Here is a 26,173-nt window from a genome sequence, read left to right as displayed (position 1 = left end):
CGGGACAGCCCCGGTCGTACCGCCGAGCGCATCGTTTCCGGGACATGCCGATCTTCGGGGGGCACAATGGCCGCGTGACCGGCAGGGACGTGGAGGGGACCGAGACGTGAGCGACGAGGGCACCCCGGCGGAGGGCACGGCGCGGCTGAACACCGCTGTGGCGCACAACGCACGGGTGTGGAACTACTGGATCGGCGGCAAGGACAACTACGAGGTCGACCAGCACATCGGCGAGCAGGTCGCCGGTATGTTCCCGGTGATCCGTGAGGTGGCCCGCGCGGACCGCGACTTCCTGGGGCGGGCGGTGGCGCATCTGACCGCCGAGCGCGGGGTGCGGCAGTTCCTGGACATCGGCACCGGACTGCCCACCGTCGACAACACGCACGAGATCGCGCAGCGGATCGCGCCCGAGTCGCGGATCGTGTACGTCGACAACGACCCGATCGTGCTGGTCCACGCCCGGGCCCTGCTGACCGGGGCGGAGGAGGGCGTCACCGACTACGTCGACGCCGATGTGCACGACCCGGACGCCATCCTGGAGCGTGCCGCGCACACCCTCGACCTGACCCGGCCGGTCGCGGTGATGATGCTCGGCATCCTCAACTTCGTGCTGGACACCGAGGAGGCCCGGGACATCGTGCGCCGGATCATGGCCGCGGTGCCCTCCGGGAGCTTCCTGGTGCTGACCCATCCGACGTACGACGACGAGCTGGGCGGGGCGGGCCAGGTCCCGGCGATGCGGTTCTGGAACGAGAACGCCACTCCGCCGATCACCGCCCGCGGCGGCGCCGACATCGCCGCGTTCTTCGAGGGCCTGGAGCTGCTGGAGCCGGGCCTGGTGTCGTGCTCCCAGTGGCATGCCGAGCCCGGTGCCGCGGCGGTGCCGCAGTACGGCGCGGTGGCCGTGAAGCCGTAGGACGATCCACGAGACCCGGACGTTCCAGACGATCCACGAGACCCGGAGCCGGATGATGACCACCCTTGGCGACCCGGTGCCCGGCGGGCGCCCCGGTGACGTGGAGCGGGCGACCGCGCTGAGCGGGGAGCTGTCCGGGCGGGGGGTGCACGGTGTCGTCCTCGCCTACGTCGACACCGCGGGCGTCGCCCGGGTGAAGACGGTGCCGACGGCGAAGCTGCCCTCGGCCGCGGCCTGGGGTGTGGGGATGTCCCCGGTGTTCGACACCTTCCTGGCGAACGACCAGATCGCCACCACGGACGTACTCGGCACCCCGGACGGCGATCTGCGGCTCTACCCGGACTTCGACCGGCTGGTGGTGCTGGCGGCGCAGCCCGGCTGGGCGTGGGCGCCGGTGGACCGGATCACCCAGGACGGCGCACCTCACCCGGGATGTGCGCGCACCTTCCTGCGGCACACCGTCGCCGCGGCGGCCGCTGAACGGGGTCTGTCCTTCCGCGCGGGCATCGAGGTCGAGTGGGCGGTCGGCCTGGGCTCGGCGCCCGAGGGAGAGTTCGTCCCGGCGGCGACCGGGCCGGCGTACGGCGCGGCCCGGCAGGTGGAGCTGAGCGACTGCCTCGCCGATCTGCTGGCGGCCTGCGCGGCGCAGGGGGTGGAGGTCGACCAGGTCCATCCGGAGTACGCAGCCGGGCAGTTCGAGATGTCGGTCGGTGCCCTGGACCCGGTGGCGGCGGCCGACCGCAGTGTGCTGGTGCGCCAGACGATCCGGGCGGTGGCCCGCCGCCACGGACTGCGGGTGTCCTTCTCCCCCGCCGTGTCCGCGCTGGGCGTCGGCAACGGCGGCCATGTCCACCTCTCCGCGTGGCGCGACGGCCGCAATCTGCACACGGGCGGTGAGCGCCGCCACGGCATGACCGCCGAGGCGGAGTCCTTCGCGGCCGGTGTCCTGGCCCGGCTGCCCGCGCTGACGGCGGTGACCGCGCCCAGCCCGGCCAGCTATCTGCGGCTCAAACCGTCCCAGTGGGCGGGGGTGTTCACCGCCTGGGGCCTGGAGACCCGCGAGACGGCGATCCGGCTGGTCCCCGGAACGGCGGGGCACCGCGCGGAGCAGGCCAACCTGGAGGTGAAGCCCGTGGATCTGGCCGCCAACCCCTATCTGGCGCTGGGCTGTCTGATCGCGGCCGGCCTGGACGGCGTCACGGCGGGCGCGGCGCTGCCCGAGGAGACGACCGGCGACCCGGTGCGGCTGCCCGCCGGTCAGGCGGCGGCCCGGGGTGTGCGCCGGCTGCCCACCTCGCTGGACGAGGCCGTCGCGGGCTTCCGTACGGACGACGTGCTGCGCACCGCGCTGGGCCCGGTTCTCGCGGACGCGGTGATCGCCGTCCGGGAGGGTGAGTGCGCGGCGGTGGACGGCCTGGACGACGCGCGGGTGGCGGCGGCCTACCGCTGGCGGTACTGACATGGGCGCCGCGCGGGGGCCGGTGCACGAGGCGCTGGCGGAGCTGGAGCTGGTGGACCACCACTGCCACGGCGTGGCCATCGCCGACCTGGACGGCCCGGCCTTCGAGTCACTGCTCACCGAGGGCGAGTCCTGGCCCGGCGTCTCGGCCTTCGACACTCCGGCGGGCGTGGCGGTACGACGCCACTGCGCACCCTTGCTGGACCTGCCCCGGCACACCCCCGCCGAGGTGTACCTGGCCCGGCGCGCCGAGCTGGGCGCCGGGGAGGTCAACCGGCGGTTCCTGGCAGCCGCCCGCACCGGCGTGCTCTGCGTCGACACCGGTTTCGCCCCGCGGGCGCTGGCCTCGCCGGCCGAGCTGGCCGAGGCCGCGGGCGCCGTCGCCTGCGAGGTGGTACGGCTGGAGGGCGTGGCGGAGGGTGTGGCCGCGCGCGGCGTGGAGGCGGGGGCGTACGCCGATGCCTTCCGGGCGGCCGCGCTGGACGCGGTGCGGCGGCCCGGTGTGGTCGCGGTGAAGTCGGTGGCCGCCTACCGCACCGGCTTCGACCTGGACCCGGCCCGCCCCTCGGACGCCGAGGTCACCTGGGCGGCCCGACGGTGGCTGACGCGGGGCGGCCGGCTGGCCGATCCGGTGCTGGTGCGGCACCTGCTGTGGACGGCCGTGGACCTGGGGCTGCCGCTTCAGCTGCACACCGGGTTCGGGGACAGCGACCTCCGGCTGCACCGGGCGGACCCGAGCCTGCTGACGGACTGGCTGCGCCTGGTCTCCGGCACGATCCCGGTCCTGCTGCTGCACTGCTGGCCGTACCAGCGCCAGGCGGCCTACCTGGCGGCGGTCTTCGAGCACGTCTACCTTGACGTGGGACTCACCCTGCACCATGTCGGACCGGTGCGGGCGCGGGCGGTGCTGGCCGAGGCGCTGGAGATCACACCGTTCCGCAAACTGCTGTACAGCTCCGACGCCTATGGTGTCGCCGAGTTCTACGCGCTCGGCTCGCTGGCGTTCCGCCGGGGTCTCGGGGACCTCCTCCAGGACCGGGTGGACGCCGACGAACTGAGTCCGTCCGACGCGCTGCGCCTGGCGCGCTGGGCGGGCGCGGACAATGCCCGCCGGATCTACCGGCTCCCTCACAGTCATTGAAAGTATGATCAAGCAATGTCTGACATGACCGAGACCACGCCCGGTTGGCTGAGCCAGGACGAGCTGGAGCTGGCCCGCGCCCGTATGCCGATCCTGTACGTCGAGGCCGTACCCGTGCGCGTCGACGACAGCGGCGAAGTCACCCGGATCGGCCTGCTCCTGCGCATCGGACCGGACGGCAATGTCAGCCGCACCCTGGTCTCCGGCCGGGTCCTGCACCACGAGCGGGTCCGTGACGCCCTGCTGCGCCACCTGGAGAAGGACCTGGGCCCGGTTGCGCTGCCCCGCCTGCCGGCCTCCCTGCAGCCGTTCACCGTCGCGGAGTACTTCCCGACGCAGGGCCTCACCCCCTACCACGACCCCCGGCAGCACGCGGTGTCGCTGGCGTACATCGTGCCGGTGACCGGTGACTGCCAGCCCCGGCAGGACGCCCTGGACCTGGTGTGGTTCGACCCTCAGGAGGCGGCGTCGCCGGCGGTGCAGAGCGAGATGCCGGGCGGGCACGGGTTCCTGCTGCGGCAGGCGCTGGCCCACGTCGGCCTGTCGGCCTCCTGACCGGGGTGGCAGCGAGTTCCGGGCTGCCCGGGCCGCGCGCGGCGAGCGGGCGGGTGGCGATCGGGGCCGCCGCCCGCCGCCCCTGCACGGTGGTCGTCTGCCGGGGCTGCTGCTGCGGCGTGGCCCGCAAGCACCCCGGTTTCGACCACGCCTGGCAGCTGGAGCGGCTGCGCGCCGGTGCGGCCGAGCACGGCTTCCAGGTCCGTACGACGGACTGCCTCGGCCCCTGCGATCAGGCCAACGTCATCGTCGTCCAGCCCTCCGCCGAGGGACGCCGGGCCGGTGGCCGGGCCACCTGGGTGGGGTTCGCGACGGACGACGACTGCACGGAGGAGATCGTGCGCTGGGCGGCCGAGGGCGGCCCGGGCGTGGCCGAACCGCCGGTCACACTGGAGCTGCAGTTCATCGCGCCGCCGAGGGACGCCCGGGTGCGCAGCCGCCGCTGAGGCACTGCCCGACGGATGTCGGCAGGTCGTAGCGCACCCCGGTCAGCCGTTCCGACAGGTCCCACACGCGGCGGCCCGTCTCCTCGTCGGCCGCCGCGTCGGACAGCCGTACCCGGGTCGGCGCGCCGCGCAGCTCGCCCCGGCCGTCGGGGCCGATGAAGTCGCCGCCGTGCGCGTCGGGCGCGGTCGCGGCGTACAACTGCGGGAGCGCTCCCTGTTCGGCGGGCTGGGCGAACAGGGGTGCGAGGAGATGCCCGAAGACCAGCCGCACCGCACCGACCGTGCCGTTGAACTGCAGGTTGGTCCGGGTGTAGCCGGGGTGGGCGAGCAGGCTGCGCACCGGGCTGCCCGCCGCGGTGAGGCGACGGTGCAGCTCCCGGCCGAAGACGGCGTTGGCGAACTTGGACTGGTTGTAGAACACCATGGGTTTGTAGCCCCGCTGCCCTGACGGGTCGTCATGGAGCGTGCCCTGCCGGTGGTTGAGGGAGCTGACCGTGACCACCCGGGGATCGCGGCCGGCCGTCAGCAGGTCGAGCAGCAGCCCGGTGAGCGCGAAGTGACCCAAGTGGTTGGCGGCGAACTGCAGTTCGTTGCCCTGGGCGCTGAGAGTGCGGGGCGGCGCCATCACGCCGGCGTTGTTGACCAGTACGTCCAGCCGTGGACGGTCCGCCCGCAGCCCGTCGGCGAAGGCGCGCACCGAGTCGAGGTCGGCGAGGTCGAGCCGGCGCACCTCCAGTCGGGCGTCGGGCTGTTCGGCGGTGATCACGTCGGCCGCGGACCGTCCCTTGGCCGGGTCCCGTACGGCGAGGATCACCTGCCCGCCGCGCCGGGCGAGGGCCCGGGCGGTCGCGAGGCCGAGGCCGCTGTTGGCCCCGGTGACGAGGGCCACCCGCCCGGTCTGGTCCGGTATCCGGTCTGCGGTCCAGCGCTGCTGTTTCGTCATGCACCCCACGCTGCCGAAGCTGTCACCAAGTGTCAAGACGCTACTCAGTGACATCAATGGCAGCAGGTACGATGGGGCGGTGAACACGCGTCCAAAAGCCAGCCTCGCCCAGCGCAAGCGTCAGCTCGTCACCGAGGAACTCATGGAGGCCGCCCTGCAGTTGCTCGCCCGACGCGGCTTCGACGCGGTCACCATCGACGAGATCGCGGCCGCGGCCGGCGCGTCCAAGCGGACGTTCTTCCGGTACTTCGCGTCCAAGGAGGACGTGGTCGTGCAGTTCCTGTCCGGTATGGGCGAGCAGATGTCCGCCGAGCTGGCCGGCCGGCCCGCCGGGGAGCGCCCGTCCGTCGCCATGCGGCACACCGTCCAGGTGCCGCTGGCCGCCTGCGCCGACCGCTCCGACCATGCCGAACGGGCCCTGCGGGTCGTGCAGTTGATCCTGCGCACCCCGTCCCTGCGGGCCCGGTTCCTGGAGCACCAGGCTCAGTGGCGTGACGCGCTCGCCGAGCAGCTCGCCCCACGGCTGGCGCCCGGCCCCGACACGGAGCTGCGCGCTCGCCTCGCCGCCGGTGTCGTCCTGACCGCCTTCGACACCGTCCTCGGGCAGTGGAGCGACAGCGACGGCACGGCGGACATGACAGCCCTGGTCGACCGGGTGTTCACGGTGCTCGCCCCCGCGCTGGACGGCGGGCGTTAGCGTGCGGCCATGGCTGATCCGTATGAGCTGACGCTCAGGCGGGACCTGCGGGACCAGCCGTCGGAGGCGGAACTCGCGGAGCTGCGCCGACAACCGGGCCTGGGACCCGAGCCGGAAACGCTGCGCATCGTGACCGACTTCCCGGTCGTGCCGGCGGGCGGGGACGCGGAACTCGTCGTCGAGAACTGCCCCGAGCCGCTGGTGGTGCGGGACGGCACGGTCGCCCGGCCGCGGTAGCCGGGCGCTCAGGCGTTCCCGGCGAGCGTCGCGAGCACCTGCGCGCCGATCGCCAGGGCCGTCTCGGCGGGCGTACGGGCGCCGACGTCGAGGCCGATCGGGCACGCCCCGCGCGGCCCTCCCGTCAGGCCGCGGTGTACCCCAACCGGCGCCGCATGTACGGCGTCAGCAGGGTCTTGCCCTTGGCCAGGGTGGAGGTGCCGCCGCCGTAGAAGCGGGGCTGCCTGCGGTCCGGCCCGAACCGCGCAGGTACGTACGGATGTTGCGGGCCGCGAGGTCCGCCTGCGCGAGCGCGGCCGGGGTGATCTCGAGCTCGCTGACGTCGTTCACGTCGCCCACCGCGAAGACGTCCTGTCGGCCCTCGACCCTCAGCATCCGGTCGACCTTCACATGCGCACTGCCGCTGAGCCAGTCACCGTGTCCGGCGAGCCGCAGCCAGAGCGTGTTGGCGGTGGTGCCCGTGGCCCAGAAGGATGAGGTCGGCGGCGAGGACGTCGCCGCGCTCGTCGCGGTAGGTGCCGAAGCCCTTGCCGGGCGACATGAAGGAGTCCAGGCGTACCTCCACGCCGTGAGCCTCCAGCCACGCGCGGGCCTTGCGCCCCGCCCGGTTCCTGCCGGTGGCGTGCAGCAGCTCCGGCCCGGAGTGGGCGAGCGTGACCCGGGCGTCCGGCCGGGCCGGCCGGATCTCGGCACCGAGTTCGTCACGTCGCCTCCCTGCGCGCCGCCCGGAGTGGACGACGGCACCGTTCATCCCGTACGACAGACTGAAGAAGACCTCCTTGCGGTCCTCGAGGGTGACCCGCGCCGTCCCGTCCAGCCGCCTGGCCAGCCGCACGCCTGCGTAACCGCCGCCGATCACCACCACGTCGCCGTCCTGCACGCCCGACTCTCCAATACCTGCGGGGCGCCCGACCCCTCCCCGCCCGGCGCGCCCGCGCGAAATTTCCTGGCAACAAGCCATTGACATGACATTCGACGCGGGCCATTGTTCTCGCACTAGAGCGCGCTAGTAGACCGCTCCAGCCACCACCCTGGAGCGTTCTCGCCGCACGCCGAACACAGAGGCCCCGGCACCACCACCGGCCTCGCCCCCGTTCCGTGCCGTCGAAGACCGCCGTCGATCCCGCATGCCCGCGGCCGCGCGGCGCGGCTCCCGACAGACTCCGCAGAGAGGTAGAACCATGCCGCACCCGGCTCCCTCACCCCGAAGAACCCGTCGGCTCCCGGGCTGGCGTGCCCTCGCCCTCGCCCCCGCCGTCGCCCTGCTCGCCGTCGGCTGCTCGGCGGGCTCCGACGACTCCGCGTCGGCCTCGGGCAAGGGGACGTCACTGGCATCGGGCCTCGGCAGCAAGGCCGAGGACCGCAAGATCACCTTCCTGCTCCCGCAGGACCCCGGGGACCCGTTCTGGACGACCATCGCGCAGGGCGCCAAGGACGCCGCGCAGCTGCTCAACATCGACCTGAACATGCAGACCAGCTCGGGCGACCAGTCCAAGTACAACGACCTGATCGGCAGCGCGGTCGCCGACAAGCCCGCCGCCCTGGCCGTCGTACTGGACGACCCCAACAAGTACACCGAGAACGTCTGCGCGGCCCAGAAGGCCGGCATCCCCGTGATCAGCTACAACATCACCCAGGAGGGCGAGGTCGGCGCCTGCACGCTCGGCTTCGTCGGCCAGGACTTCGAGGAGGTCGGCTATCTGCTCGGCAAGCGGCTGCTCGCCGACAACCCCGACATCGGCCGGGGCGACACCGTCCTCACGCCGGTCGAGTTCCCGGACCAGGTGTACGCCGTCCAGCGCCACGCGGGCGTCAAGCGCGCGCTCGACGAGGTCGGCGCCAAGACCGAGATCCTCGGCACCGGCATCGAGGACTCCGCCGCCCTCGACAAGATCACCCAGTATCTGCTCGGCCACAAGAAGACGGCCGCGATCGTGCCGCTGGGCGGCACCCCGCACCGCAACATCCCCAAGGCCCTGGAGGACTCCGGCCTGAAGGTGCCCGTCGTCGGCTTCGACCTGGCGCCGCAGATCGTCTCCGGCATCGAGTCCGGGGCCATCGGCGCCGCGGCCGACCAGCAGGGCTACGTCCAGGGCTTCCAGTCGGTCATGCAGCTCGGTCTTCTCCTGGACTTCGGCCTCAGCCCGGCCGACATCAACTCCGGTGGCAGCGGCCTGGTCGACAAGGACAACGTCGGCATCGCCAAGGAACTGGCCGGCAAGGTCCGCTGACCACATCCCCGACCACCACCCCGCCCACCCCATCCAGGAAGGCAGTACGACCATGAGCGAGCGGAGCGGTCAGGCGACCGCGGGGACCACCCCGGCGGAAGGGGGCACCGCGATCCCGGGGGACGTCACCACTCCACAGGAGGTGACACCCCGGAAGCGGACCCTCGCGGACTCCGCCCCCACCACCAGGGCGGAGCGGCTGAGCGAACGGCTGCGCCATGTCCGCGGGCGCGGCGCACTGGAGATCGGCCTGGTCTTCGCCCTGGTGCAACTCGGCTGCGTCATCTACTACTTCATCGACCCCGCGGGCTTCCCCTACCTGGAGAAGTCGAACTTCAACGTCCTCAGCCAGTCCATCCCGGTGCTGGCGATCCTGGCCATCGGAGCCGGCATCCTGATCATCGCCGGCGAGTTCGACCTGTCCCTCGGCGCCAACTTCACCTTCTGCGCCCTGGTGTTCACCCGCTGGTACGCCGACGGGGCGGGCGCCTGGGCCGCCGCCGGCATGGCCGTGCTCACCGGTGTGGCGATCGCGGTGGTCAACGGCCTCCTCGTCACCAAGGCGAAGATCCCGTCCTTCATCGTGACGCTCGGGATGATGCTCTTCTGGGAGGGGGCGGCGCTGTTCTACAACGGCACCACGGCCGCCCTGATCGTGCCGAGCGAGACCCTGAAGCAGGTCTTCACCGCCGACCTGGGCTTCTTCCGCGGTCAGGTGCTGTGGCTGATCGCCGTGGGGGTCGTGTTCTGGCTGCTGGTGCACCGGCACAAGCTCGGCAACCACATCACGGCCGTCGGCGGCAACCCCGCCGCCGCCCGCGCCATCTCCATCAACCCCGACCGGGTGAAGATCATCGCGTTCGGCATCCTCGGACTGTGCGTGGCGCTCGCCGCCATCCTGACCGCCGTCCGCACCGGGTCCGTCCAGCCGGGCACCGGCCGGGGCATGGAGCTCAAAGCGATCGCGGCCGCCGTGGTCGGCGGTGTGGCGCTGTCCGGCGGGCGCGGCAGTGTCCTCGGAATGGTCCTCGGTGCGGCCCTCATCCTCACCGTGCAGGACATCCTGCTGCTCGGCGGCGCGCCCGGCTTCTACCTGGACCTCTTCGTCGGTCTGATCATCGTCGCCGCGGCCTTCTTCAACCGCATGATCGAGGGGAAGGCGAAGTGAGCGCCACCGCGCCCGCCGCCGGAAACGGAGCACCCATGTCCCCCACCGCCACCGAGGAGCGCACCGGCGAGGTGCTGCTGGAACTGTCCGGCATCACCAAGCGGTACGGCGCGAACACCGTCCTCGACGACGTCAGCTTCCGCATCCACCAGGGCGAGGTCGTCGGTCTGCTCGGCGACAACGGCGCCGGCAAGTCGACGCTGGTCAAGACGATGTCGGGGGTCGTCACCGCCGAACAGGGCGACTATCTGTGGCGCGGCGAGAAGCTGACCACGCTCAACCGCCAGGAGACCGAGAAGCGCGGGGTCGAGACGATCTTCCAGGACTCCGCCCTGGTGCCGTCGATGACCATCACCCGCAACATCTTCATGGGCCGCGAGCTGACCAACCCGCTGGGCATGCTCAGGCTCCGCAGGATGGACGAGATCGCCGCCCGGATCCTCGACAGCGTGGTGACCATCGAGGGCATCAAGAGCCCCCGGCAGCTGGTGGGTTCGCTCTCCGGCGGCCAGCAGCAGGCGGTGGCCATCGCCCGCGCGGTGCACTTCAAGCGCAGCCTGCTGATCCTGGACGAGCCGACCAGCGCGCTCGCCGTCCGCGCGACCGAGGCCCTGCTCAACTATCTGCTGCAGCTCAAGCAGGAGGGCGTCAGCTCGGTGCTGGTCACGCACAACCTGCACCACGCCTTCCAGATCTGCGACCGGCACATCGTGATGAACCACGGCCGCAAGATCCTCGACGTGCGCCGTGAGGACACCAGCGTCGAGGAGCTCACCGCGGCGGTCGTGGAGGGAGCGGAGGGCCTGCGCCGCCACCGTGAGGGCCGCGCCCTCTGAGCCCTGGGGGCTCGGATCTGCCCGGAGGCCGTGCCGGTGTCCCCGGTACGGCCTCCGGGCCGCCGTTTCCCCGAGGTCCAGGAAACCCCGTAGCCTCGGAGCGGCGAGAGAGGCGGGAGCGCGCGGATGATCGAACAGGCCGGCCACGAGGAGACGCGGTCCCGCGCGGACGGGCAGCCGCCGGCGACGACGACCCGGGTGTTCGTCGCGCTCGCCCCGCCCGACGAGGCCAAGGACGAGCTGGCGCGCGCACTGGCCCCCGCGTACGAGGCGTACCCGCTCATGCGGTGGAACCGTATCGAGGACTGGCACCTCACCCTGGCCTTCCTCGGGGAGCTGCCCGTCACGGCCGTTCCGTCGCTGCGGCCGCCCCTCGCGGAGCTGGCGGCGACGCGCCCGCCCCTGGAGCTGGTACTGCGCGGCAGCGGCCATTTCGACGAGCGGGTGCTGTGGAGCGGGATCGACGGGGACCTGGCGGGGCTGCACACGCTCGCCACCGACGTGCGCGCCCTGGTCGAGGAGTGCGGTGTCCCCTTCGCGGGGCGTCCCCTGCGACCGCATCTCACCCTCGCCCGTGCTCGACGCGCCGACACGTCGAGCGTGGTGGCGGCGGCCGCCGGCCTCTCGGAGTTCACCGGCCGGCCCTGGCGCACGGCCCGTCTGCACCTGGTGGGCAGCAACCTCGGCCGCAGTCCCGGGCCGATCCGCTACCGCGACATCGAGTCGTGGGCCTTCGAGGGGCGCTGACCGTGCGGTCCGTGCACAGCGGCCGGCGTGCCGGCCGCCAGGCCCTGCCCGCTCGCGGCCGAAGGCGGGGTCCGCCGAGTCAGGCGCTCTCAGCTGTCCTGGACGCGCCGGAAGGGGCGGTCCGCCTCCAGCTGGAACGCGGCCTCCAGCAGCGTGCGTTCACTGCCGGGGCGACCGGAGAACATCACGCCGATGGGCAGCCCGTCCTGCGTCGCGCTGTTGGCGGGCACCGAGATCGACGGTGTGCCGACGACGTTGTTGACCGGGGTGAACGCGACGTAGGCGAGGATCCGCTCGATCAGCGTCGGATAGGGGACGGCCGGGCTGAGGTGACCGATGGGCGGCGTGGTATGGGCGAGCACCGGCGACAGGACGAGGTCGAGCCCGCGGAAGGCCGCCGCGTACGCCTCCTTCGTCCGCCTCAGTCTCCGCAGCACGCCCGGAGTGCGCCGCCAGTTCCTCAGGTACGCCTCGCGGAGCCCTCCGCTGAGGCCGTCCATGTGGCGCCGGTCGAAGTCCGCGCCGAAGGTGCGGCCCGTGGCGCCGATGAGGAAGGACAGCAGTCCCCAGTAGGTGAGGAAGTCGTCGGTGAAGCGGGGGTCGATGGCCAGCTCCACCGGCTCCACGGTGTGTCCGAGCCGTTCGAGGGTCGCCGCGGTCTCCGTGACGGCCGCCCGGGTGGCGTCGTCGGACCGCACCCCGTTCGGCGAGTCCAGCAGGAACCCGATGCGCAGCCGTCGCCCGGTCGGGCCCTCGACCAGACCCACCGGCGGCAGCTTGGGGTTGCGCCAGTGTGTCTCGGCGGCGGCGAGGAACGCGGCGGTGTCCCGCACGGAGCGGCTCACGATGCCGTCGGAGACGATGTCCAGCGGCAGTTGACGGCTCTGCGCGTTCGCGACGACCCGGCCTCGGGTCGGCTTGAGACCGACGAGTCCGCAGCAGGCGGCGGGGATGCGGATCGAGCCCCCGCCGTCGTTGGCGTGCGCGATCGGCACCGCCCCGGCGGCGACGAGCGCCGCGCTGCCGCCGGACGAACCGCCGGCCGAGTGGCCCGTGTTCCACGGGTTGCGCACCGGCTCGGCGCCGTCGTACTCCGTGGTCGGGCTGAATCCGAACTCGGGCAGCCGGGTCTTGCCCAGCACGGTGACGCCGCTGCTCAGGAACTGCCGGGTGAACGGCGCGTGCCGCCGCGCGGCCCTCGGGGTGAAGGCGGCGCTGCCGTGGCCGGTGGGCAGTCCCCGGTAGTCGGTGTTGTCCTTGACGAAGGTCGGCACCCCGGCGAGAAGACCGTCCGCCCCGCCCGTGTCGGCCGGGGCGTCGAGGTGCACCTGGACCGCGTGGAGACGCGCGTCGACCTCCCGTACCCGCTCCGCCGCGTCCCGCGCGGCCTCCGCGGCGCTGACCTCACGCCGCCGGATCGCGGCGGCGAGGCCGACGGCGTCATGCTCTCCGAGAGCGTCGTCCCGGAAGGCGTGCACCCTGGTCCGTTCCTCGAATGTCGTCACGTCCGCCTCAGTCCCCGCCCGTATGGATGCTTCCTGCCCATCATTCCTTACCGGCAAGTAACACGCGAGGGAAACGATCGGAAACAGACCGAGGGGCCGTTTCAGATGCTCTCTGAAACGGCCCCTGACCTCCGACTTTCACCAGTCGGGACGACAGGATTTGAACCTGCGACCCCTTGACCCCCAGTCAAGTGCGCTACCAAGCTGCGCCACGTCCCGATGCCGTCTGACCTGGGGTTTCCCCTGGCCGAACGCGCAGGAAAACAATACCGCACTCCGGTCGGTGATCGCGCACCGGTTTCTTCCGGCCCGGTGTCACCCGGCGAGTTGACCTCAAGTTTGGTCGAGGTTGCACGATCGTCGGCATGACGATCACCGAGCGACACACATCTGCGCGCCCCTACACCGAGCTGCCCCGGCTGATGAGCCTGATGACGGGCGACGAGAAGCACGGGCCGGCCGCCACCTCCACGCTGGACGTGCTGTGGGTGCTCTACGACCGGGTCCTGCGGGTCGATCCCGGACGCGCGAAGGCTCCGGACCGGGACCGGTTCCTGCTGTCGAAGGGGCACGGCCCGATGGCGTACTACGCGGTGCTCGCCGCGAAGGGCTTCCTGCCGGAGGAGTGGCTGCCGGGCTTCGGGTCCTACGACTCCCCGCTCGGCCACCACCCCGACCGCACCCTGGTGCCGGGGGTCGAGATCGGCAGCGGGTCACTGGGGCACGGGCTGCCGATCGCCGTCGGCACGGCCCTCGGGCTGCGCGCGCAGGGGCTGGACGAGCCGCGGGTGTGGACGCTCATCGGGGACGCCGAGCTGGACGAGGGCAGCAACCACGAGGCGATCGCCTTCGCCGGTCCTGCCGGCCTGGAGCGACTGCACACGGTCGTCGTCGACAACTCCTCCGCCAGCCACGCCCGGCCCGGCGGGATCGCCGCCCGCTTCGAGGTCGCGGGCTGGTCCACGGCGACCGTCGACGGGCGCGACCACGAGGCGCTGTACGCCGCCTTCACCGCCCCGCATCCGGGCCGGCCGCACGCGGTGGTCGCCCGGGTCGAGCCGAAGTCCGTCTGAGCCCCGCTTCTCTTCCGAAAGGCCCCTTCCATGGAATCCATGCGTGACCGTTTCGCCCCCGTCGTCACCCGGCTGCTGGACGAGGATCCGCGGGTCGCGGTCGTCCTCGCCGAGATCGGCAAGGACCGCCTCACTCAGGCGCTGCGCCGCCATCCCGACCGGGTGATCAACGTCGGCATCCGCGAGCAGCTGCTGGTCGGCGCGGGCGCCGGGCTGGCGCTGACCGGGCTGCGGCCCGTCGTGCACACCTTCGCCAGCTTCCTGGTGGAGCGGCCCTTCGAGCAGGTCAAGCTCGATCTGGGCCACCAGGGGGTGGGCGCGGTGCTGGTGAGCGCCGCGGCGTCCTTCGACTGGCCGGCGGGCGGCTACACCCATATGGCGCCCGGGGACGTGGCGCTGCTGGACACGCTGGACGGGTGGACCGTCCATGTGCCGGGCCACCCGGACGAGGCGGAGACGCTGCTGCGGCACGCGGTGGCCGCGGGCGACGACAAGGTGTACGTCCGGTTGTCCGAGCTGGCGAACGGCGACGCCCACGCCGTGGACGGCCGGCGCTTCCTGACCGTCCGCGAGGGCCGCTCGGGCGTGGTGGTGGCCGTCGGGCCGGTCCTCGACGACGTGCTCACGGCCACCGAGGGCCTCGATGTGACGGTGCTCTACGCGACGACCGTGCGTCCCTTCGACGGGGCCGCGCTGCGCCGCGCGACCGAGGCCGCGGGTACGGACGTCGTGCTCGTCGAGCCGTACCTCGCGGGCACCTCCACGGCCGCCGCGAACGACGCCCTCGCCGACCTGCCCCACCGGGTGCTGGGCCTGGGCGTGGGCCGCCGTGAGCTGCGGCGCTACGGGACGGTCGAGGAGCATGTCGCCGCGCACGGGCTGGACGCCGGGTCGCTGCGAGAGCGGATCGGGGAGTTCCTGGCGGGCGCACGGGTGTGAGCACCGCTTCCGCGGAGCCCCCGCCTCAGGAGCCGGTCGCCAGCCCCAGGCCCGGGTACGCCTCCAGGAGTCTCGTCGGGGCGGCCTGGCGCCAGGAGTCGGCGAGGATGTCGCGCAGCTCCTGCTCGTCCTCCAGCGCGGCGAGCCGGGCCCGCACCCAGGCGAACTGGGCCTCGTGGTCGGCGATCCAGAACTTCTCCGGCTCGGCGAGGACCAGTTCGTCGCGCTCCTCCTTGGGGCAGCGCACGGCGACGGAGGTCTCGTCCTCGGGCAGTGTGGCGAACATCTTCCCCGCGACCCGGAACGTGGGCATGCTCCAGGCGATCTTCTCCGTCGTGTCCGGGAGGGACAGGGCGATTCTGCGTACGTCATCGGCGTCCTGCATGCTTCGCACCGTAGCCGTTCCCACTGACAGTCACCCCGCGGCGGGTTCCAGCCGCTTGTAGTACAGGGTCGTGGGCCGCAGCGCTCCGCCGGGCGCGGCCGCGTAGTCGGGGATGACGCCGGCCCTGGTCCAGCCGCCGGTGCGGTACAGATGCTCGGCGGGGCTGTCGGTCTCGGTGTCCAGGTGGAGCAGGGTGATCCCGGCCGCGGCGGCCGCCGCCTCCGCGGTGGTGAGCAGGGTGCGGCCGAGGCCCCGGCCCCGGGCGTCCCGGTGGACCATCAGCTTGACGAGTTCGGCGCGGTGCCGGCTGTTGGGCTTGTCGGGGAAGGCCAGGCTGACCGTGCCGACGACGCGGTCCCCGTCGTGGGCGCCCCAGACCGCGAGCTGTCCGGCGGCCAGCGCGGCAGCGCGCTCCCTCCACCAGGCGGCGGCCTCGGCGCGGTCGAGCGGGTGGAGGAAGCCGACCGAGGCGCCGCCGGCCACGGTGTCGAGCAGCAGGTCGGCGAGGTCCTCGACGCGGGAGAGGAGTCGCGCGGCGTCCAGCCGGGTGACGGTCACGGCAGCACCACCGCCACCAGGTACCGGACCTCGGTGTCCCCGGCGCACCGGAAACGCGTCGCCCCCCAGACCCGCAGCCGCAGACAGTCACCGGCGTCGAGCTGGTGCGTCGCGTTGTCGGCGGTCAGCTCCAGGGCGCCCTCCAGGACCCAGATGTGCTGTTCCAGGCCGGGCACGGGCGGCCGGTCGTAGGCGATGTCGGCTCCGGGTGCGAGCCGGCCCTCGACGAGTTCGCCCCGCAGCCCGGGGTGCGGCGGCGACACGGACCGCCGTACGAAGCCGGAGGCGCGGTCCTCCCAGACCGGCTGGTCGGCGGCGCGCACCACTGGCGCCGGCTCGGCCTCGACCTCGCTGAGCAGCTGGGACATGGTGCGGCCGTAGACGTGGCACAGGCGGTTCAGCAGGGACGCGGTCGGGCTGATCTCGGCCCGCTCGGCCCGCGACAGGGTCGACCGGCTCACTCCGCTGCGCTCGGCCAACTCGCCCAGGGACCAGCCGCGTTCGGCGCGCAGTGTGGCCAGCCGGGCGCCGAGTCGGGCATCGACGGGGTCGGGGGCCTCAGCCCCGAGATCTCGTTTCACATGTGGGACGATATCCCGAATTTGCAACGACCGGAAGCTCAGAGTCGGGCCGCCGCCTCCCCCAGCGCGTCCAGCACCGGGCGGATCAGGGGGTGCCCCTCCGCTCCCCGCCGTATGGCCGCGAAGACGCGGCGGGTGGGGGCCACTCCGTCCACGGGGCGGACGACCACGCCCGTCAGGTCCATGCCGCGCAGCGCCGAACGCGGTACGAGGGCCACGCCCACATCGGCCGAGGCGAGGGCGACGACCGCGCGGAAGTCGTCCGAGGAGTGCTCCATGCGGGGCTGGAAGCCTGCGCTCTCACAGGCCAGGACCACCACGTCATGGCAGGGGTTGCCGGGGTAGGGGCCGATCCACGCGTCCTTCGCCAGCTCGGAGAGGGGGACCTCGGCCGTGTCGGCCAGCCGGTGGCTCACCGGGACGACCGCGTCGAAGGGCTCCGCGTAGAGGGGCACATGGGTCAGCCGGGGGTCGTCGGCCGACGGTGCCCCGCGGTACTCGACGGCCACCGCGACATCGACCTGCCGGTCCAGGACCATCGGCAGGCTGGCGTCGCCCTCCGCGTCCCGCACCCGGATCCGTATGCCGGGCGCCGTCCCGGCGAGGTACGCCACGGCGGGTGCCACGACCAGCGCGATCCCGGTCGCGAAGGCGGCCACGGTGACGGTGCCGGCCTGGCCCGACCCGTAGGCGGCCAGCTCGGCCTCCGCGCGCTCCAGCTGGGCGAGGACGGCGTTGGTGTGGCCGAGCAGGATCTCGCCGGCCGGGGTGAGCCGTACGCCCTTGGCGCCGCGCTCGACCAGGCGGTGGCCGGTCTCCTGCTCCAGGGCGGTCAGCTGCTGGGAGACCGCGGAGGGGGTGAGATACAGCGCGGCGGCAGCCGCCGTCACCGTACGGTGGTCGGCCACCGCACGGAGGATGTGGAGCCGCCGCGCCTCGATCATGGGATCGATTATCGCAATATGTCCGGGCCGCTCAGCCCTCCAGCTCGGCCCGGGCCGCCACGAAGGCGTCCACCGCGCGGTTCACGTCCTCGGTGGAGTGCGCGGCGGACAGCTGGACCCGGATGCGGGCCTGGCCCTGCGGCACCACCGGGTACGAGAACCCGATCACGTACACCCCGCGCTCCAGCAGCAGCTCCGCCATCCGGCCCGCCTTCGCCGCGTCGCCGATCATGACCGGCGCGATGGCGTGGTCGCCGGGGAGGATGTCGAAGCCCTCCTCGGTCATCCGGCGCCGGAACAGGGCGGTGTTCTCCTTGAGGCGGACCCGCAGGTCGTCCGCCGACTCCAGCAGGTCGAGGACCTTCAGCGAGGCCGCGGCGATCACGGGCGCCAGGGTGTTGGAGAAGAGGTACGGCCGCGAGCGCTGCCGCAGCAGGGCGACGATCTCGGCGCGGGCGGCGACATAGCCGCCGGAGGCGCCGCCGAGCGCCTTGCCGAGGGTGCCGGTGATGATGTCGACGCGGTCCATCACGCCGTGCAGCTCGGGGGTGCCGCGGCCGCCGGGGCCGACGAAGCCGACGGCGTGCGAGTCGTCGACCATGACCATGGCGTCGTAGCGGTCGGCGAGGTCGCAGATCTCGGCCAGCGGGGCCACATAGCCGTCCATGGAGAACACGCCGTCGGTGACGATCAGCCGGCGCCGGGCGTCGGACGCGTCCTTCAACTGGCGTTCCAGGTCGGCCAGATCACGGTTGGCGTAGCGGAAGCGGCGGGCCTTGGAGAGCCGGATGCCGTCGATGATCGAGGCGTGGTTGAGCGCGTCGGAGATCACCGCGTCCTCGGGGCCGAGGAGGGTCTCGAAGACCCCGCCGTTGGCGTCGAAGCAGGAGGAGTACAGGATCGTGTCCTCCTGGCCGAGGAACGCCGACAGCCGCGCCTCCAGCTCCTTGTGCACCTCCTGCGTGCCGCAGATGAAGCGCACGGACGCCATGCCGTAGCCCCAGCGGTCCAGGGCCGCGTGGGCGGCGGCGATCACCTCGGGGTGGTCGGCCAGGCCGAGGTAGTTGTTCGCGCAGAAGTTGAGGACCTCGCCGGGGCGGCCGCCCGCGGTCACGTCGACGGTCGCGGACTGCGGGCTGCCGATGACCCGCTCCGGCTTGTGCAGACCGGCGGCGCGGATCTCGTCGAGGGTGGTGCGCAGGTCGTCGCGCACGGAGTCGAACATCGAAGAAGCTCCTTGAGGATGAAGCGGTCCGGTCGAGTTACGCGGTCCAGTCGAGGATGACCTTGCCGCCCTTGCCGCTGGCGGCGTCGGCGAAGGCCGCCTCGAAGTCGCGGTAGTCGTACCGGCCGGTGATCACGGGGGCGAGGTCGAGGCCGCCCTCCAGCAGGACGGACATCGCGTACCAGGTCTCGAACATCTCCCGGCCGTAGATGCCCTTGATGGTGATCATCGAGGTGACGATCCGGGCCCAGTCCACGGCGAACTCCTGCGACGGCAGGCCGAGCATGGCGATCCGGCCGCCGTGCGTCATGTTGGCGATCATGTCGCGCATCGCCTCGGGGCGGCCGGACATCTCCAGGCCGATGTCGAAGCCCTCACGCAGGCCGAGTTCGCGCTGTCCGTCGGCGATGGACGCCTGCGACACGTTCAGGGCGAGGCTCACGCCGATCTTGCGGGCCAGCTCCAGCCGTTCCTCGCTGACGTCGGTGATGACGACGTTGCGGGCGCCGGCGTGCCGGGCCACCGCGGCGGCCATCAGGCCGATCGGGCCGGCGCCGGTGATGAGCACGTCCTCGCCGACCAGCGGGAAGGACAGGGCGGTGTGCACGGCGTTGCCGAACGGGTCGAAGATCGCGGCGACATCGAGGTCGACGGGGACGCGATGCACCCAGACGTTGGTCGCGGGCAGCGCCACGTACTCCGCGAAGGCGCCGTCGCGGCCCACGCCGAGGCCGACCGTGGCCCGGCACAGATGGCGGCGGCCGGCCAGGCAGTTGCGGCACTTGCCGCACACCAGGTGGCCCTCACCGCTGACCCGGTCGCCGACGGCGATGTCGGTGACGTCGCGGCCGGTCCCGACGACCTCGCCGACGAACTCGTGGCCGAGCACGAGCGGGGTGCGGATCGCCTGCTGCGCCCAGCCGTCCCAGGACCGGATGTGCAGGTCGGTGCCGCAGATGCCGGTGCGCAGCACCTTGATCAGTACGTCACCGGGGCCGATCTCCGGCTCCGGGACGTCCGCGAGCCGCAGCCCCGGCTCCGCCTTCTCCTTGACCAGCGCCTTCAACGCTACGGCTCCTGTGGTGAGGTCCCGGGCGCGCGGGCATGACGAAAAGGCCCGCAGCCGGGGAGAGGGGTGGAATCGGGTAGCAATCTGCCGTACCGGACCCGCCCCGGTCCATCGAGGTTTTCTTAAGCGGAGCCGCAGCTTTCCTTCACGCCCGGCTTTCCTTCACCCCCGGCTCTGCCTCACGCCCAGGTCGGCTGGAGCGGCAGGCCGTCCCGTTCGCTGCGCTCCATCTCGACGGCGAGTTCGGCCGCGCACGCCTTGATGGTCTCCAGCCCGCTCTTTCCCCAGCTCCGGGGCGTGAGATCGGCGGCGCAGACGGTGCCCATCACGGCACCGGCGCTGTCCATGAGCGGGGCGCCCAGATAGGAGCGCACCCCGTGGTCGTCCACGATCGGATTGCCGGCGAACCGCGGGTAGTCGCGGACGTCCTCCAGGGCCAGGGCCCGCCGCCGCGCGATGACGTACGGGCAGTAGCCGTGGTCGCGGGGCAGCGACCGGCCCAGTTCGGGTTTGCCGCGCCGGGCGGCGGGCTCGGGGGTGTGCAGTCCGGCGAAGAACTGCTCTGTCTCGCCGGTGAAGTTGACCATGGCGTACGGCGCGCCGGTGAGCTCGGCGAGCCGGTCGGCGAAGCCGTCGAGGACGGGCTCCGGCCGGTTCCCGAGGCCGAGTCGGCACAGCCTCAGGGTGCGGGCGGGAGCGTCGCGGTCCTCGGGCGTGAGCAGCAGCCGCCCGGCCGGGCGCGGCGGGTCGTAGCTCATGGCCGGGCTCATCGCCGGGCTCCTGCCGTCTGGTCGTACGTCATGTGCGGCTCCGTGGACGATGGTTCGGGTATCACAGGTGGGCGCCACGGCTCGGCCGGGGTGCGGCCGGCGCGTGCGCGATGAGGTGTCTGACGAGGGTGAGCAGGGTCTGCACACCGGAGGCGGAGATACGGGCGTCGCAGCGCACGACCGGGATCGCCGGGTCGAGGTCGAGGGCGCAGCGCACCTCCTCGGGGTCGTAGCGGTGGGCCCCGTCGAACTCGTTGACGGCGATGATGAAGCCGAGGCCGCGCTCCTCGAAGAAGTCGACGGCGGCGAAGCATTCCTGCAGCCGGCGGGTGTCGGCGAGGATGACCGCGCCGAGCGCGCCCTCGCACAGCTCGTCCCACATGAACCAGAACCGCTCCTGCCCGGGCGTGCCGAACAGGTACAGCACGTGCTGCGGGTCGAGGGTGATCCGGCCGAAGTCCATGGCGACGGTCGTCTCGACCTTGTTCTCGATGCCCTCCAGGCTGTCGGTGGCGGCGCTGACGGTGGTGAGCAGCTCCTCCGTGCTGAGCGGCGCGATCTCGCTGACCGCGCCGACGAAGGTGGTCTTGCCGACGCCGAAGCCGCCCGCCACGAGGATCTTCAGCGCGGTGGGGAAGGGGTCCGAGCCGTCGTCGTACTTGCCGTTCGGACCGTACGCGCCGTACTCAGAGCTTTCGTCGTAGTCCATCGAGTACTGCCTCCAGTAGCGCCCGGTCGGTGGGGTTGTGGTGGAACGCGGGGGGCTTCGTGGTCAGCGCCCCGCAGTCGACGAGGTCCGACAGCAGCACCTTGGTGACCGCCGCCGGCAGCTTCAGGTGGGCGGCCACCTCGGCGACCGGGACGGGCGCGCGGCACAGGTCGAGGGCCTGCGCGTGTTCCGGGCCGAGGTAGCCGAGGGGGGTCGTCCCGGTGGCCATCACCTGTGACATCAGGTCCAGGGCGACGCTGGGTCTGGTGCGGCCGTTGCTGACCGTGAAGGGGCGCACCAGCCGTCCGGCCGCGTCGTCGAGCCAGGGCCCGTCGCCGGCCGCCGCCACGCTCAAGACCTCATCACCGGGGGTTCGACGGTGTGCTGCCGGGGCGCGGTCACCAGGTACGGGCGGACGCTCTTGACCAGCATCGCCATCTCGTAGCCGAGGACGGCCGCATCGGCCTCGCGGCCGGCCAGCACGGCGAGGCAGGTGCCGGAGCCGGCGGTGGTGACGAACAGCAGCGTCGAGTCGAGTTCGACGACGACCTGGCGCACGTCGCCGCCGTCGCCGAAGCGGACGCCGGCGCTGCGACCGAGGGAGTACAGGCCGGAGGCCAGGGCGGCCATGTGGTCGGCGCTGTCGGGGTCGAGGCCGTGGACGGACTTCACCAGTCCGTCGCAGGAGAGGAGAACAGCGCTGGTCGTGTGCGGTACGCGCTGGACGAGGCCGCTCATCAGCCAGTCGAGATCGGATACCTGGGCGGTCGGCGCATCGCTCGCCATGGTGGATCGACTCCTTGGGGTACGAAGGTCTGCGGGAGCGCTGGGGGGTGGGGTGGTCATCCGGCGGGTGCGCTCCCGTCGTGCCGGGCGGTGGGCTGGTCGGGTCCGGGCACGTCCAGTGCGTCGCGCGCGCCGTACGTCTCGGGGGGAAGGCCGGTGACCGGTGGGGGGACGGAGTACGGGGCAGATGGGGCCGACGGGTCGGCCTCCAGGCTCTGCTGGGCCTCGGCGAGCCCGATGCCGCGCTGGAAGGCCGCCATCAGGCCGGGGTCGTGCCCGACGAGTTGCTCGGGCTCCTGCCGCGGCACGGGCCCGCCGCGCAGCTGGGGCACGATGTGCTCCTGGGCGCGGCGCCGGGGCAGCGTCGGCTTGCCCATGGTCCCGCGCACCGCGCCCGCCCGCGGCACGGGCGCCTGCCCCGAGTTCTCCTCGACGATCCACCGCTCCCCGGCCCGGATCCCGGGCACGGCGTCGGCGGGGTTGGGCCGGGCCTCCTGCGCACCCCGCACCGGAAGCGGCGCGGGCCGCCCGTCACCGGGGGCTCCGGACGACTGCGCTACGACGCTGTCGTGCCCCTGCGCGGATACGACGCCCTGCTGCGCGTCGGCGCTCTCCTGACCGCCCCCGGATCCGCTGCCCGGCCGCTCACCGAAACCGGCCCGCGCTTGCGCGCCCCGCGCGTCGAACCCGTCCTGGGCCTGCGCGGACACGGCTGACCGACCGCCGTCGACAGCTCCCTGCGGCTGCCCGGACCCCACCGGCCGGTGGGCGTCGAAGGGGTCCCGGGACTGAGGGGAGCCGGTCGCGCGGTGTGCGCCCTGGGTGGCTGGTGCCGGGGTGAGGGGCTGGGCGGAGCTCGAGGACCCCTGGTGGCGGGAGGAGCCGGCCGGGCGGCCGCCGGCGGTGTCATCCGCGAAGTGCGCCGGGGCGAGCGGCCGGCCGCCGCTGGTGCTCTCCGGGAGATGCGCCGGGGCGAGCGGCCGGCCGCCACCAGTGCTCTCCGGGAGATGCGCCGAGGCGAGCGGCCGGCCGCCACCAGTGCTCTCCGGAAAGTGCCCCGCGGCGGACTCCCCTGCGGACCCGGAGCTCGCCCGGCGGTGCTCCGACCCGGACTCCCGACCGGACCCGGAGTTCTCCCGGAGCTGCCCCGACCCGGACTCCCGACCAGACCCGGAGTTCCCCCGAAGCTGCCCCGGGCCGGACTCCCGACCAGACCCGGAGACCTCCCGAAGCTGCCCCGGGGCGAGCTCCCGACCAGACCCGGAGTTCCCCCGAAGCTGCCCCGGGCCGGACTCCCGACCAGACCCGGAGACCTGCCGAAGATGCCCTGCGGCGGACTCCCGACCGGACCTGGAGCTTTCCCGGAGCTGCCCCGGCCCGGACTCCCGACCAGACCCGGAGTTCCCCCGAAGCTGCCCCGGGGCGGAGACCCGGCCAGACCCGGAGACTTCCCGGAGGTGCTCGGGGGCGGAATCCCGACTGTGCCCGGGGTCCTGTTGGGTGTGGGGGCTCGGGGACGGGCTGGTGGTGCCGGGCGTGGGTCGGGTGTCGTGGGGCTGTGGTGGTACGGGGGTCAGGCCGGGCCTGGTCGTGTCGTTGCCGGTGGGGCGGGTGGGTGTTGCGGCGGTGTCGGGGCGGGGCCGGGTGCGCGCGGCACTGGGGGAGCGGCGGCCGCCCTGGATCTGCCGGCCGTTGGGGCCGGCCGCGGGCCGCGCGTCCTGGGTGGACCGGGTGCCCTCCGGTGGGGCCGGGGTGGGCGTGTCCGCTCCCTGGGGGGCGACGTCGGGGAGGCCGGGCACCGACCCCAGCAGGGCCTGCGGCACGACGAGCACGGCCTGGACGCCGCCGTAGATGTTGGTCTGCAGCCGGACCCGGATGCCGTGCCGCCGGGCGAGCTGGGAGACGACGAACAGGCCGATCCGGCCGTCGGCGAGCAGCCGCCCGACATTGACCTGGTCGGGGTCGGCGAGCAGCGCGTTCATCCGCTTCTGCTCGTCGACGGGCAGCCCGAGCCCACGGTCCTCGACCTCGACGGCGAGCCCGGAGGTCACGAGGTTGGCCCGCAGGAGCACCTGGGTGTGCGGGGCGGAGAACACCGTGGCGTTCTCGACGAGTTCGGCGAGCAGATGGATGACGTCGGCGACGGCGTGCCCGCGCAGCTCCCCGTCGATCGGCGGGACCAGTCGGACCCGCGAGTACTGCTCGACCTCGGCGATGGCCGAGCGCAGCACCTCGGTCATGGAGACCGGGTTGCTCCACTGCCGCCGGGAGACGGCCCCGCCGAGCACGGCGAGGTTCTCGGCGTGGCGGCGGATGCGGGTGGCGAGGTGGTCGACGTGGAAGAGCCCCTTGAGCAGGTCGGGGTCCTCGATCTCGTTCTCCAGCTCGTCGAGGATGGAGATCTCGCGGTGCACCAGCGACTGCAGCCGGCGTGCGAGGTTGACGAACACCTCGAGTTTCTGTTCGCTGCCGGCCTGGCTGGACAGCTGGGCGGCCCGGACGACGGCGGTGACGGCCCCGTCGTGGGCGCGGGCGAGATCCGCGGCGAGCAGTTCGAAGTCGTCGGCGTCGGCGGGCGGCCCGCCGCGCGTCTTGCGCTGGGGCGGCACCTCGCCGCGCCGCAGTGCCTCGACGAGGGCCCGTAGATCGGCCTCGCCGCGCGCGCTGTTGCGGCGCAGGGCGCCGATGCGGTCGCTGACCGAGCGGGCGGCGCGGTCGGCGGCCACGGCGGCGATGAGGATGCCCACGCCGGTGACGGTGACCGCGCCGGTCAGGACGGCCCACAGGGTGGCGCTGGGGCGGGCGCCGGTGGAGCGGACGGTGAACAGGACGGCGGCGCAGCCGCTGAGGGCGACGGCGATCGGCGGGAGCACGGCGAGCCGCAGGAGCTGGGGCCGTATGTGTGTCTCGGCCGTCGCTGAGGCGGTGCGGGCGACCGGTCGCCCGTGCCGCCCGCCCTCACGGCGGTCTGCGCGTGCGGCCGGTGCGCGGAGGTGAGACATCGGTGTCCTCGTACTGGGTACTGGTCCGTCGGGCCTGGTTGCTCGCGCGTCGGGCGCGAGCCGGGCATGCGGCATCGCGAAATCGGTCGACTGGACCGGGAGTTCGGCCTCACATCGTCCGACGGACACTCACAGTAGTCGCCAACGCATCATGTGCGGTGGGCAGTTGACAAACTCCCCCGAGAAGCGTCCCACTCTGGTATGAGGCTTCGTACGACAGACCGATAACTTCCCCGAAGACAGGACGGCGAGTCGACTGGAAGCGATCACTGCTGGTCAAGCGTGGCCACAAAGAGGCGGCGAGGGTCAGGAAGTTGCACTCCCCGCCCCTCACCGTCAATGAATTCACTTCCTTCACCCGTTCATGGTCAACCTGCCGGAACCCCCTCCACCCTCCCGCCACCTTCTGCTGCACCCGCCAGATCGTCACTCCCCGTATCTCCTTTGGCCTTGCCTCCGAGGTGGCACGTCACACGCGGATGACGCGCAGGCCCACCTCGGTGAAGTCCACGACCGCCTCCGGCTCCATACCGGTGTCGGTCACCATGACGTCGAAGTCGCGGAGGTCGGCAAAGCGGCAGAAGGTGTCGTTGCCGATCTTGCTGCTGTCGGCGAGCAGCACGCGTCGCCGCGCGCGTCGGCACATCGCCCGTTTGACCTCGGCCTCGGCCAGGTCCGGTGTGGTCAGGCCGTGTTCGACCGAGACCCCGTTGGTCGCGAGGAAGGAGACGTCGATCAGGAACGTCCCCAGGGTGCGGATGGCGACCACATCGACTTCCGCGAGCGTACGGGCCCGTACGCGACCGCCCGGGGTGAGCACCGTGAGTTCGGCGTGGCGGGCCAGCAGCTGGGCGATCGGCAGGCTGTTGGTGATCACCGTCAGTTCACGGCCGGCCGGCAGCAGCTCCGCCAGGTGGTACGTGGTCGACCCGGCGTCCAGCAGGATCACCCCCTCGTCGGGCACCTCGTCCAGCGCCGCGGCGGCGATCCGCTTCTTCTCCTTCTCCATCACCTCACCACGCGTGGGAAGGTCCGGCTCGAAGCCGAGCCGCCGCAGCGGGATCACTCCACCGGGCACCCGCCGCAGCAGCCCCTGGCGCTCCAGCAGCGCCAGATCCTGCCAGATCGTCTCCAGGCTCTCCGAGAGGGCATCGGCCAGCCGCTCCACACTCGCCTGTCCCTCCTCACGCGCAAGCGCCACGATCCGCCGCTGGCGTTCCTTGGCCTGCATGATGCGCCTCACCTCCTGGG

29 protein-coding genes and 1 tRNA gene are annotated in these 26,173 nt (G+C 72.7%); 13 read left to right on the top strand and 17 right to left on the bottom strand.

Annotation, left to right across the window (positions count from 1 at the left end; translation table 11 throughout):
* Positions 1-106: 106 nt before the first annotated feature.
* Genes ACH5AC_RS32925 through ACH5AC_RS32905 form a run of 5 tightly spaced genes read left to right on the top strand, consistent with a single transcriptional unit; the run spans position 107 to position 4,517 of the window.
* The gene (locus ACH5AC_RS32925; RefSeq protein WP_398865934.1) at positions 107-916 is read left to right on the top strand and encodes an SAM-dependent methyltransferase; all 810 of its coding nucleotides are present in this window, start codon (positions 107-109) and stop codon (positions 914-916) included.
* Between the two features lie 55 nt (positions 917-971).
* A complete protein-coding gene (locus tag ACH5AC_RS32920) occupies positions 972-2,375 on the top strand; it encodes a glutamine synthetase (protein WP_398865989.1) in 1,404 nt (467 codons plus the stop codon).
* 1 nt (position 2,376) lies between these two features.
* Complete coding sequence (locus ACH5AC_RS32915; RefSeq protein ID WP_398865933.1) at positions 2,377-3,516, top strand: amidohydrolase family protein; 1,140 nt, start codon at positions 2,377-2,379, stop codon at positions 3,514-3,516.
* Between the two features lie 15 nt (positions 3,517-3,531).
* On the top strand, positions 3,532-4,071 hold the full coding sequence (locus ACH5AC_RS32910; RefSeq protein ID WP_398865932.1) for an NUDIX hydrolase family protein: 540 nt from the start codon (positions 3,532-3,534) through the stop codon (positions 4,069-4,071).
* A gap of 59 nt (positions 4,072-4,130) precedes the next feature.
* A complete protein-coding gene (locus tag ACH5AC_RS32905; RefSeq protein ID WP_398865988.1) occupies positions 4,131-4,517 on the top strand; it encodes a (2Fe-2S) ferredoxin domain-containing protein in 387 nt (128 codons plus the stop codon).
* On the opposite strand, the gene ACH5AC_RS32900 is transcribed toward ACH5AC_RS32905, so the two are convergent.
* A complete protein-coding gene (locus ACH5AC_RS32900) occupies positions 4,474-5,460 on the bottom strand; it encodes an oxidoreductase (RefSeq protein ID WP_398865931.1) in 987 nt (328 codons plus the stop codon). The genes ACH5AC_RS32905 and ACH5AC_RS32900 overlap by 44 nt on opposite strands.
* A gap of 79 nt (positions 5,461-5,539) precedes the next feature.
* Here ACH5AC_RS32900 and ACH5AC_RS32895 point away from each other — a divergent pair, with 79 nt between their 5' ends.
* On the top strand, positions 5,540-6,157 hold the full coding sequence (locus tag ACH5AC_RS32895) for a TetR family transcriptional regulator (protein WP_398865930.1): 618 nt from the start codon (positions 5,540-5,542) through the stop codon (positions 6,155-6,157).
* A gap of 9 nt (positions 6,158-6,166) precedes the next feature.
* Entirely contained in the window at positions 6,167-6,394 is a 228-nt protein-coding gene (locus ACH5AC_RS32890; RefSeq protein ID WP_398865929.1) for a hypothetical protein, read from the top strand.
* Between the two features lie 165 nt (positions 6,395-6,559).
* On the opposite strand, the gene ACH5AC_RS32885 is transcribed toward ACH5AC_RS32890, so the two are convergent.
* Both ACH5AC_RS32885 and ACH5AC_RS32880 read right to left on the bottom strand, forming a co-directional pair.
* Positions 6,560-6,769, bottom strand: a complete 210-nt coding sequence (locus ACH5AC_RS32885; protein ID WP_398865928.1) for a hypothetical protein — start codon at positions 6,767-6,769, stop codon at positions 6,560-6,562.
* A 37-nt stretch (positions 6,770-6,806) separates the two neighbouring features.
* Positions 6,807-7,274, bottom strand: a complete 468-nt coding sequence (locus tag ACH5AC_RS32880; protein ID WP_398865927.1) for an FAD-dependent oxidoreductase — start codon at positions 7,272-7,274, stop codon at positions 6,807-6,809.
* Positions 7,275-7,575: 301 nt separating this feature from the next.
* Here ACH5AC_RS32880 and ACH5AC_RS32875 point away from each other — a divergent pair, with 301 nt between their 5' ends.
* From ACH5AC_RS32875 to thpR, 4 genes are all read left to right on the top strand, one after another.
* On the top strand, positions 7,576-8,625 hold the full coding sequence (locus tag ACH5AC_RS32875; RefSeq protein WP_398865926.1) for a substrate-binding domain-containing protein: 1,050 nt from the start codon (positions 7,576-7,578) through the stop codon (positions 8,623-8,625).
* Between the two features lie 52 nt (positions 8,626-8,677).
* Positions 8,678-9,793 carry an ABC transporter permease gene (locus tag ACH5AC_RS32870; protein WP_398865924.1) on the top strand — a complete coding sequence of 372 codons (1,116 nt, stop codon included), beginning with the start codon at positions 8,678-8,680 and terminating at the stop codon, positions 9,791-9,793.
* Positions 9,794-9,828: 35 nt separating this feature from the next.
* Positions 9,829-10,629 (top strand): ATP-binding cassette domain-containing protein, encoded by an 801-nt coding sequence (locus ACH5AC_RS32865; protein WP_398865923.1) that lies wholly within the window; start codon positions 9,829-9,831, stop codon positions 10,627-10,629.
* Positions 10,630-10,755: 126 nt separating this feature from the next.
* A complete protein-coding gene (gene thpR / locus ACH5AC_RS32860; RefSeq protein ID WP_398865922.1) occupies positions 10,756-11,376 on the top strand; it encodes an RNA 2',3'-cyclic phosphodiesterase in 621 nt (206 codons plus the stop codon).
* Between the two features lie 89 nt (positions 11,377-11,465).
* On the opposite strand, the gene ACH5AC_RS32855 is transcribed toward thpR, so the two are convergent.
* Entirely contained in the window at positions 11,466-12,881 is a 1,416-nt protein-coding gene (locus ACH5AC_RS32855; RefSeq protein WP_398865921.1) for an amidase, read from the bottom strand.
* Positions 12,882-13,026: 145 nt separating this feature from the next.
* Positions 13,027-13,100 (bottom strand) — tRNA-Pro (locus ACH5AC_RS32850).
* A 146-nt stretch (positions 13,101-13,246) separates the two neighbouring features.
* Here ACH5AC_RS32850 and ACH5AC_RS32845 point away from each other — a divergent pair.
* On the top strand, positions 13,247-13,954 hold the full coding sequence (locus ACH5AC_RS32845; protein WP_398865920.1) for a transketolase: 708 nt from the start codon (positions 13,247-13,249) through the stop codon (positions 13,952-13,954).
* A 30-nt stretch (positions 13,955-13,984) separates the two neighbouring features.
* Positions 13,985-14,893 (top strand): transketolase family protein, encoded by a 909-nt coding sequence (locus tag ACH5AC_RS32840; protein ID WP_398865919.1) that lies wholly within the window; start codon positions 13,985-13,987, stop codon positions 14,891-14,893.
* 25 nt (positions 14,894-14,918) lie between these two features.
* Here ACH5AC_RS32840 and ACH5AC_RS32835 read toward each other — a convergent pair whose 3' ends face one another.
* From ACH5AC_RS32835 to ACH5AC_RS32780, 12 genes are all read right to left on the bottom strand, one after another.
* Positions 14,919-15,278, bottom strand: a complete 360-nt coding sequence (locus ACH5AC_RS32835; RefSeq protein WP_398865918.1) for an MmcQ/YjbR family DNA-binding protein — start codon at positions 15,276-15,278, stop codon at positions 14,919-14,921.
* Between the two features lie 30 nt (positions 15,279-15,308).
* The gene (locus ACH5AC_RS32830) at positions 15,309-15,836 is read right to left on the bottom strand and encodes a GNAT family N-acetyltransferase (protein WP_398865917.1); all 528 of its coding nucleotides are present in this window, start codon (positions 15,834-15,836) and stop codon (positions 15,309-15,311) included.
* Entirely contained in the window at positions 15,833-16,417 is a 585-nt protein-coding gene (locus ACH5AC_RS32825) for a helix-turn-helix domain-containing protein (RefSeq protein WP_398865916.1), read from the bottom strand. Before ACH5AC_RS32825 ends, ACH5AC_RS32830 begins: the two co-directional genes overlap by 4 nt.
* Positions 16,418-16,455: 38 nt before the next feature.
* Positions 16,456-17,361, bottom strand: coding sequence for a LysR family transcriptional regulator (locus ACH5AC_RS32820; protein ID WP_398865915.1), 906 nt, complete (start codon positions 17,359-17,361; stop codon positions 16,456-16,458).
* Positions 17,362-17,392: 31 nt separating this feature from the next.
* A complete protein-coding gene (locus ACH5AC_RS32815; RefSeq protein WP_398865914.1) occupies positions 17,393-18,586 on the bottom strand; it encodes a glycine C-acetyltransferase in 1,194 nt (397 codons plus the stop codon).
* Between the two features lie 37 nt (positions 18,587-18,623).
* The gene (tdh, locus tag ACH5AC_RS32810) at positions 18,624-19,652 is read right to left on the bottom strand and encodes an L-threonine 3-dehydrogenase (RefSeq protein WP_398865913.1); all 1,029 of its coding nucleotides are present in this window, start codon (positions 19,650-19,652) and stop codon (positions 18,624-18,626) included.
* A gap of 182 nt (positions 19,653-19,834) precedes the next feature.
* Positions 19,835-20,413 carry a GAF domain-containing protein gene (locus tag ACH5AC_RS32805; protein WP_398865987.1) on the bottom strand — a complete coding sequence of 193 codons (579 nt, stop codon included), beginning with the start codon at positions 20,411-20,413 and terminating at the stop codon, positions 19,835-19,837.
* A gap of 73 nt (positions 20,414-20,486) precedes the next feature.
* On the bottom strand, positions 20,487-21,134 hold the full coding sequence (locus ACH5AC_RS32800; RefSeq protein WP_398865912.1) for a GTP-binding protein: 648 nt from the start codon (positions 21,132-21,134) through the stop codon (positions 20,487-20,489).
* On the bottom strand, positions 21,112-21,483 hold the full coding sequence (locus tag ACH5AC_RS32795; protein ID WP_398865911.1) for a DUF742 domain-containing protein: 372 nt from the start codon (positions 21,481-21,483) through the stop codon (positions 21,112-21,114). The genes ACH5AC_RS32800 and ACH5AC_RS32795 overlap by 23 nt, the downstream gene beginning before the upstream one ends.
* 2 nt (positions 21,484-21,485) lie before the next feature.
* A complete protein-coding gene (locus ACH5AC_RS32790) occupies positions 21,486-21,920 on the bottom strand; it encodes a roadblock/LC7 domain-containing protein (protein WP_398865910.1) in 435 nt (144 codons plus the stop codon).
* A gap of 56 nt (positions 21,921-21,976) precedes the next feature.
* On the bottom strand, positions 21,977-24,922 hold the full coding sequence (locus ACH5AC_RS32785) for an ATP-binding protein (protein WP_398865909.1): 2,946 nt from the start codon (positions 24,920-24,922) through the stop codon (positions 21,977-21,979).
* Between the two features lie 469 nt (positions 24,923-25,391).
* Complete coding sequence (locus ACH5AC_RS32780) at positions 25,392-26,153, bottom strand: DeoR/GlpR family DNA-binding transcription regulator (RefSeq protein ID WP_398865908.1); 762 nt, start codon at positions 26,151-26,153, stop codon at positions 25,392-25,394.
* Positions 26,154-26,173: the final 20 nt, after the last annotated feature.

This window comes from Streptomyces sp. NPDC018693, assembly GCF_044391385.1.
GTDB lineage: Bacteria > Actinomycetota > Actinomycetes > Streptomycetales > Streptomycetaceae > Streptomyces.
This window is presented reverse-complemented; position numbering and strand designations above follow the sequence as displayed.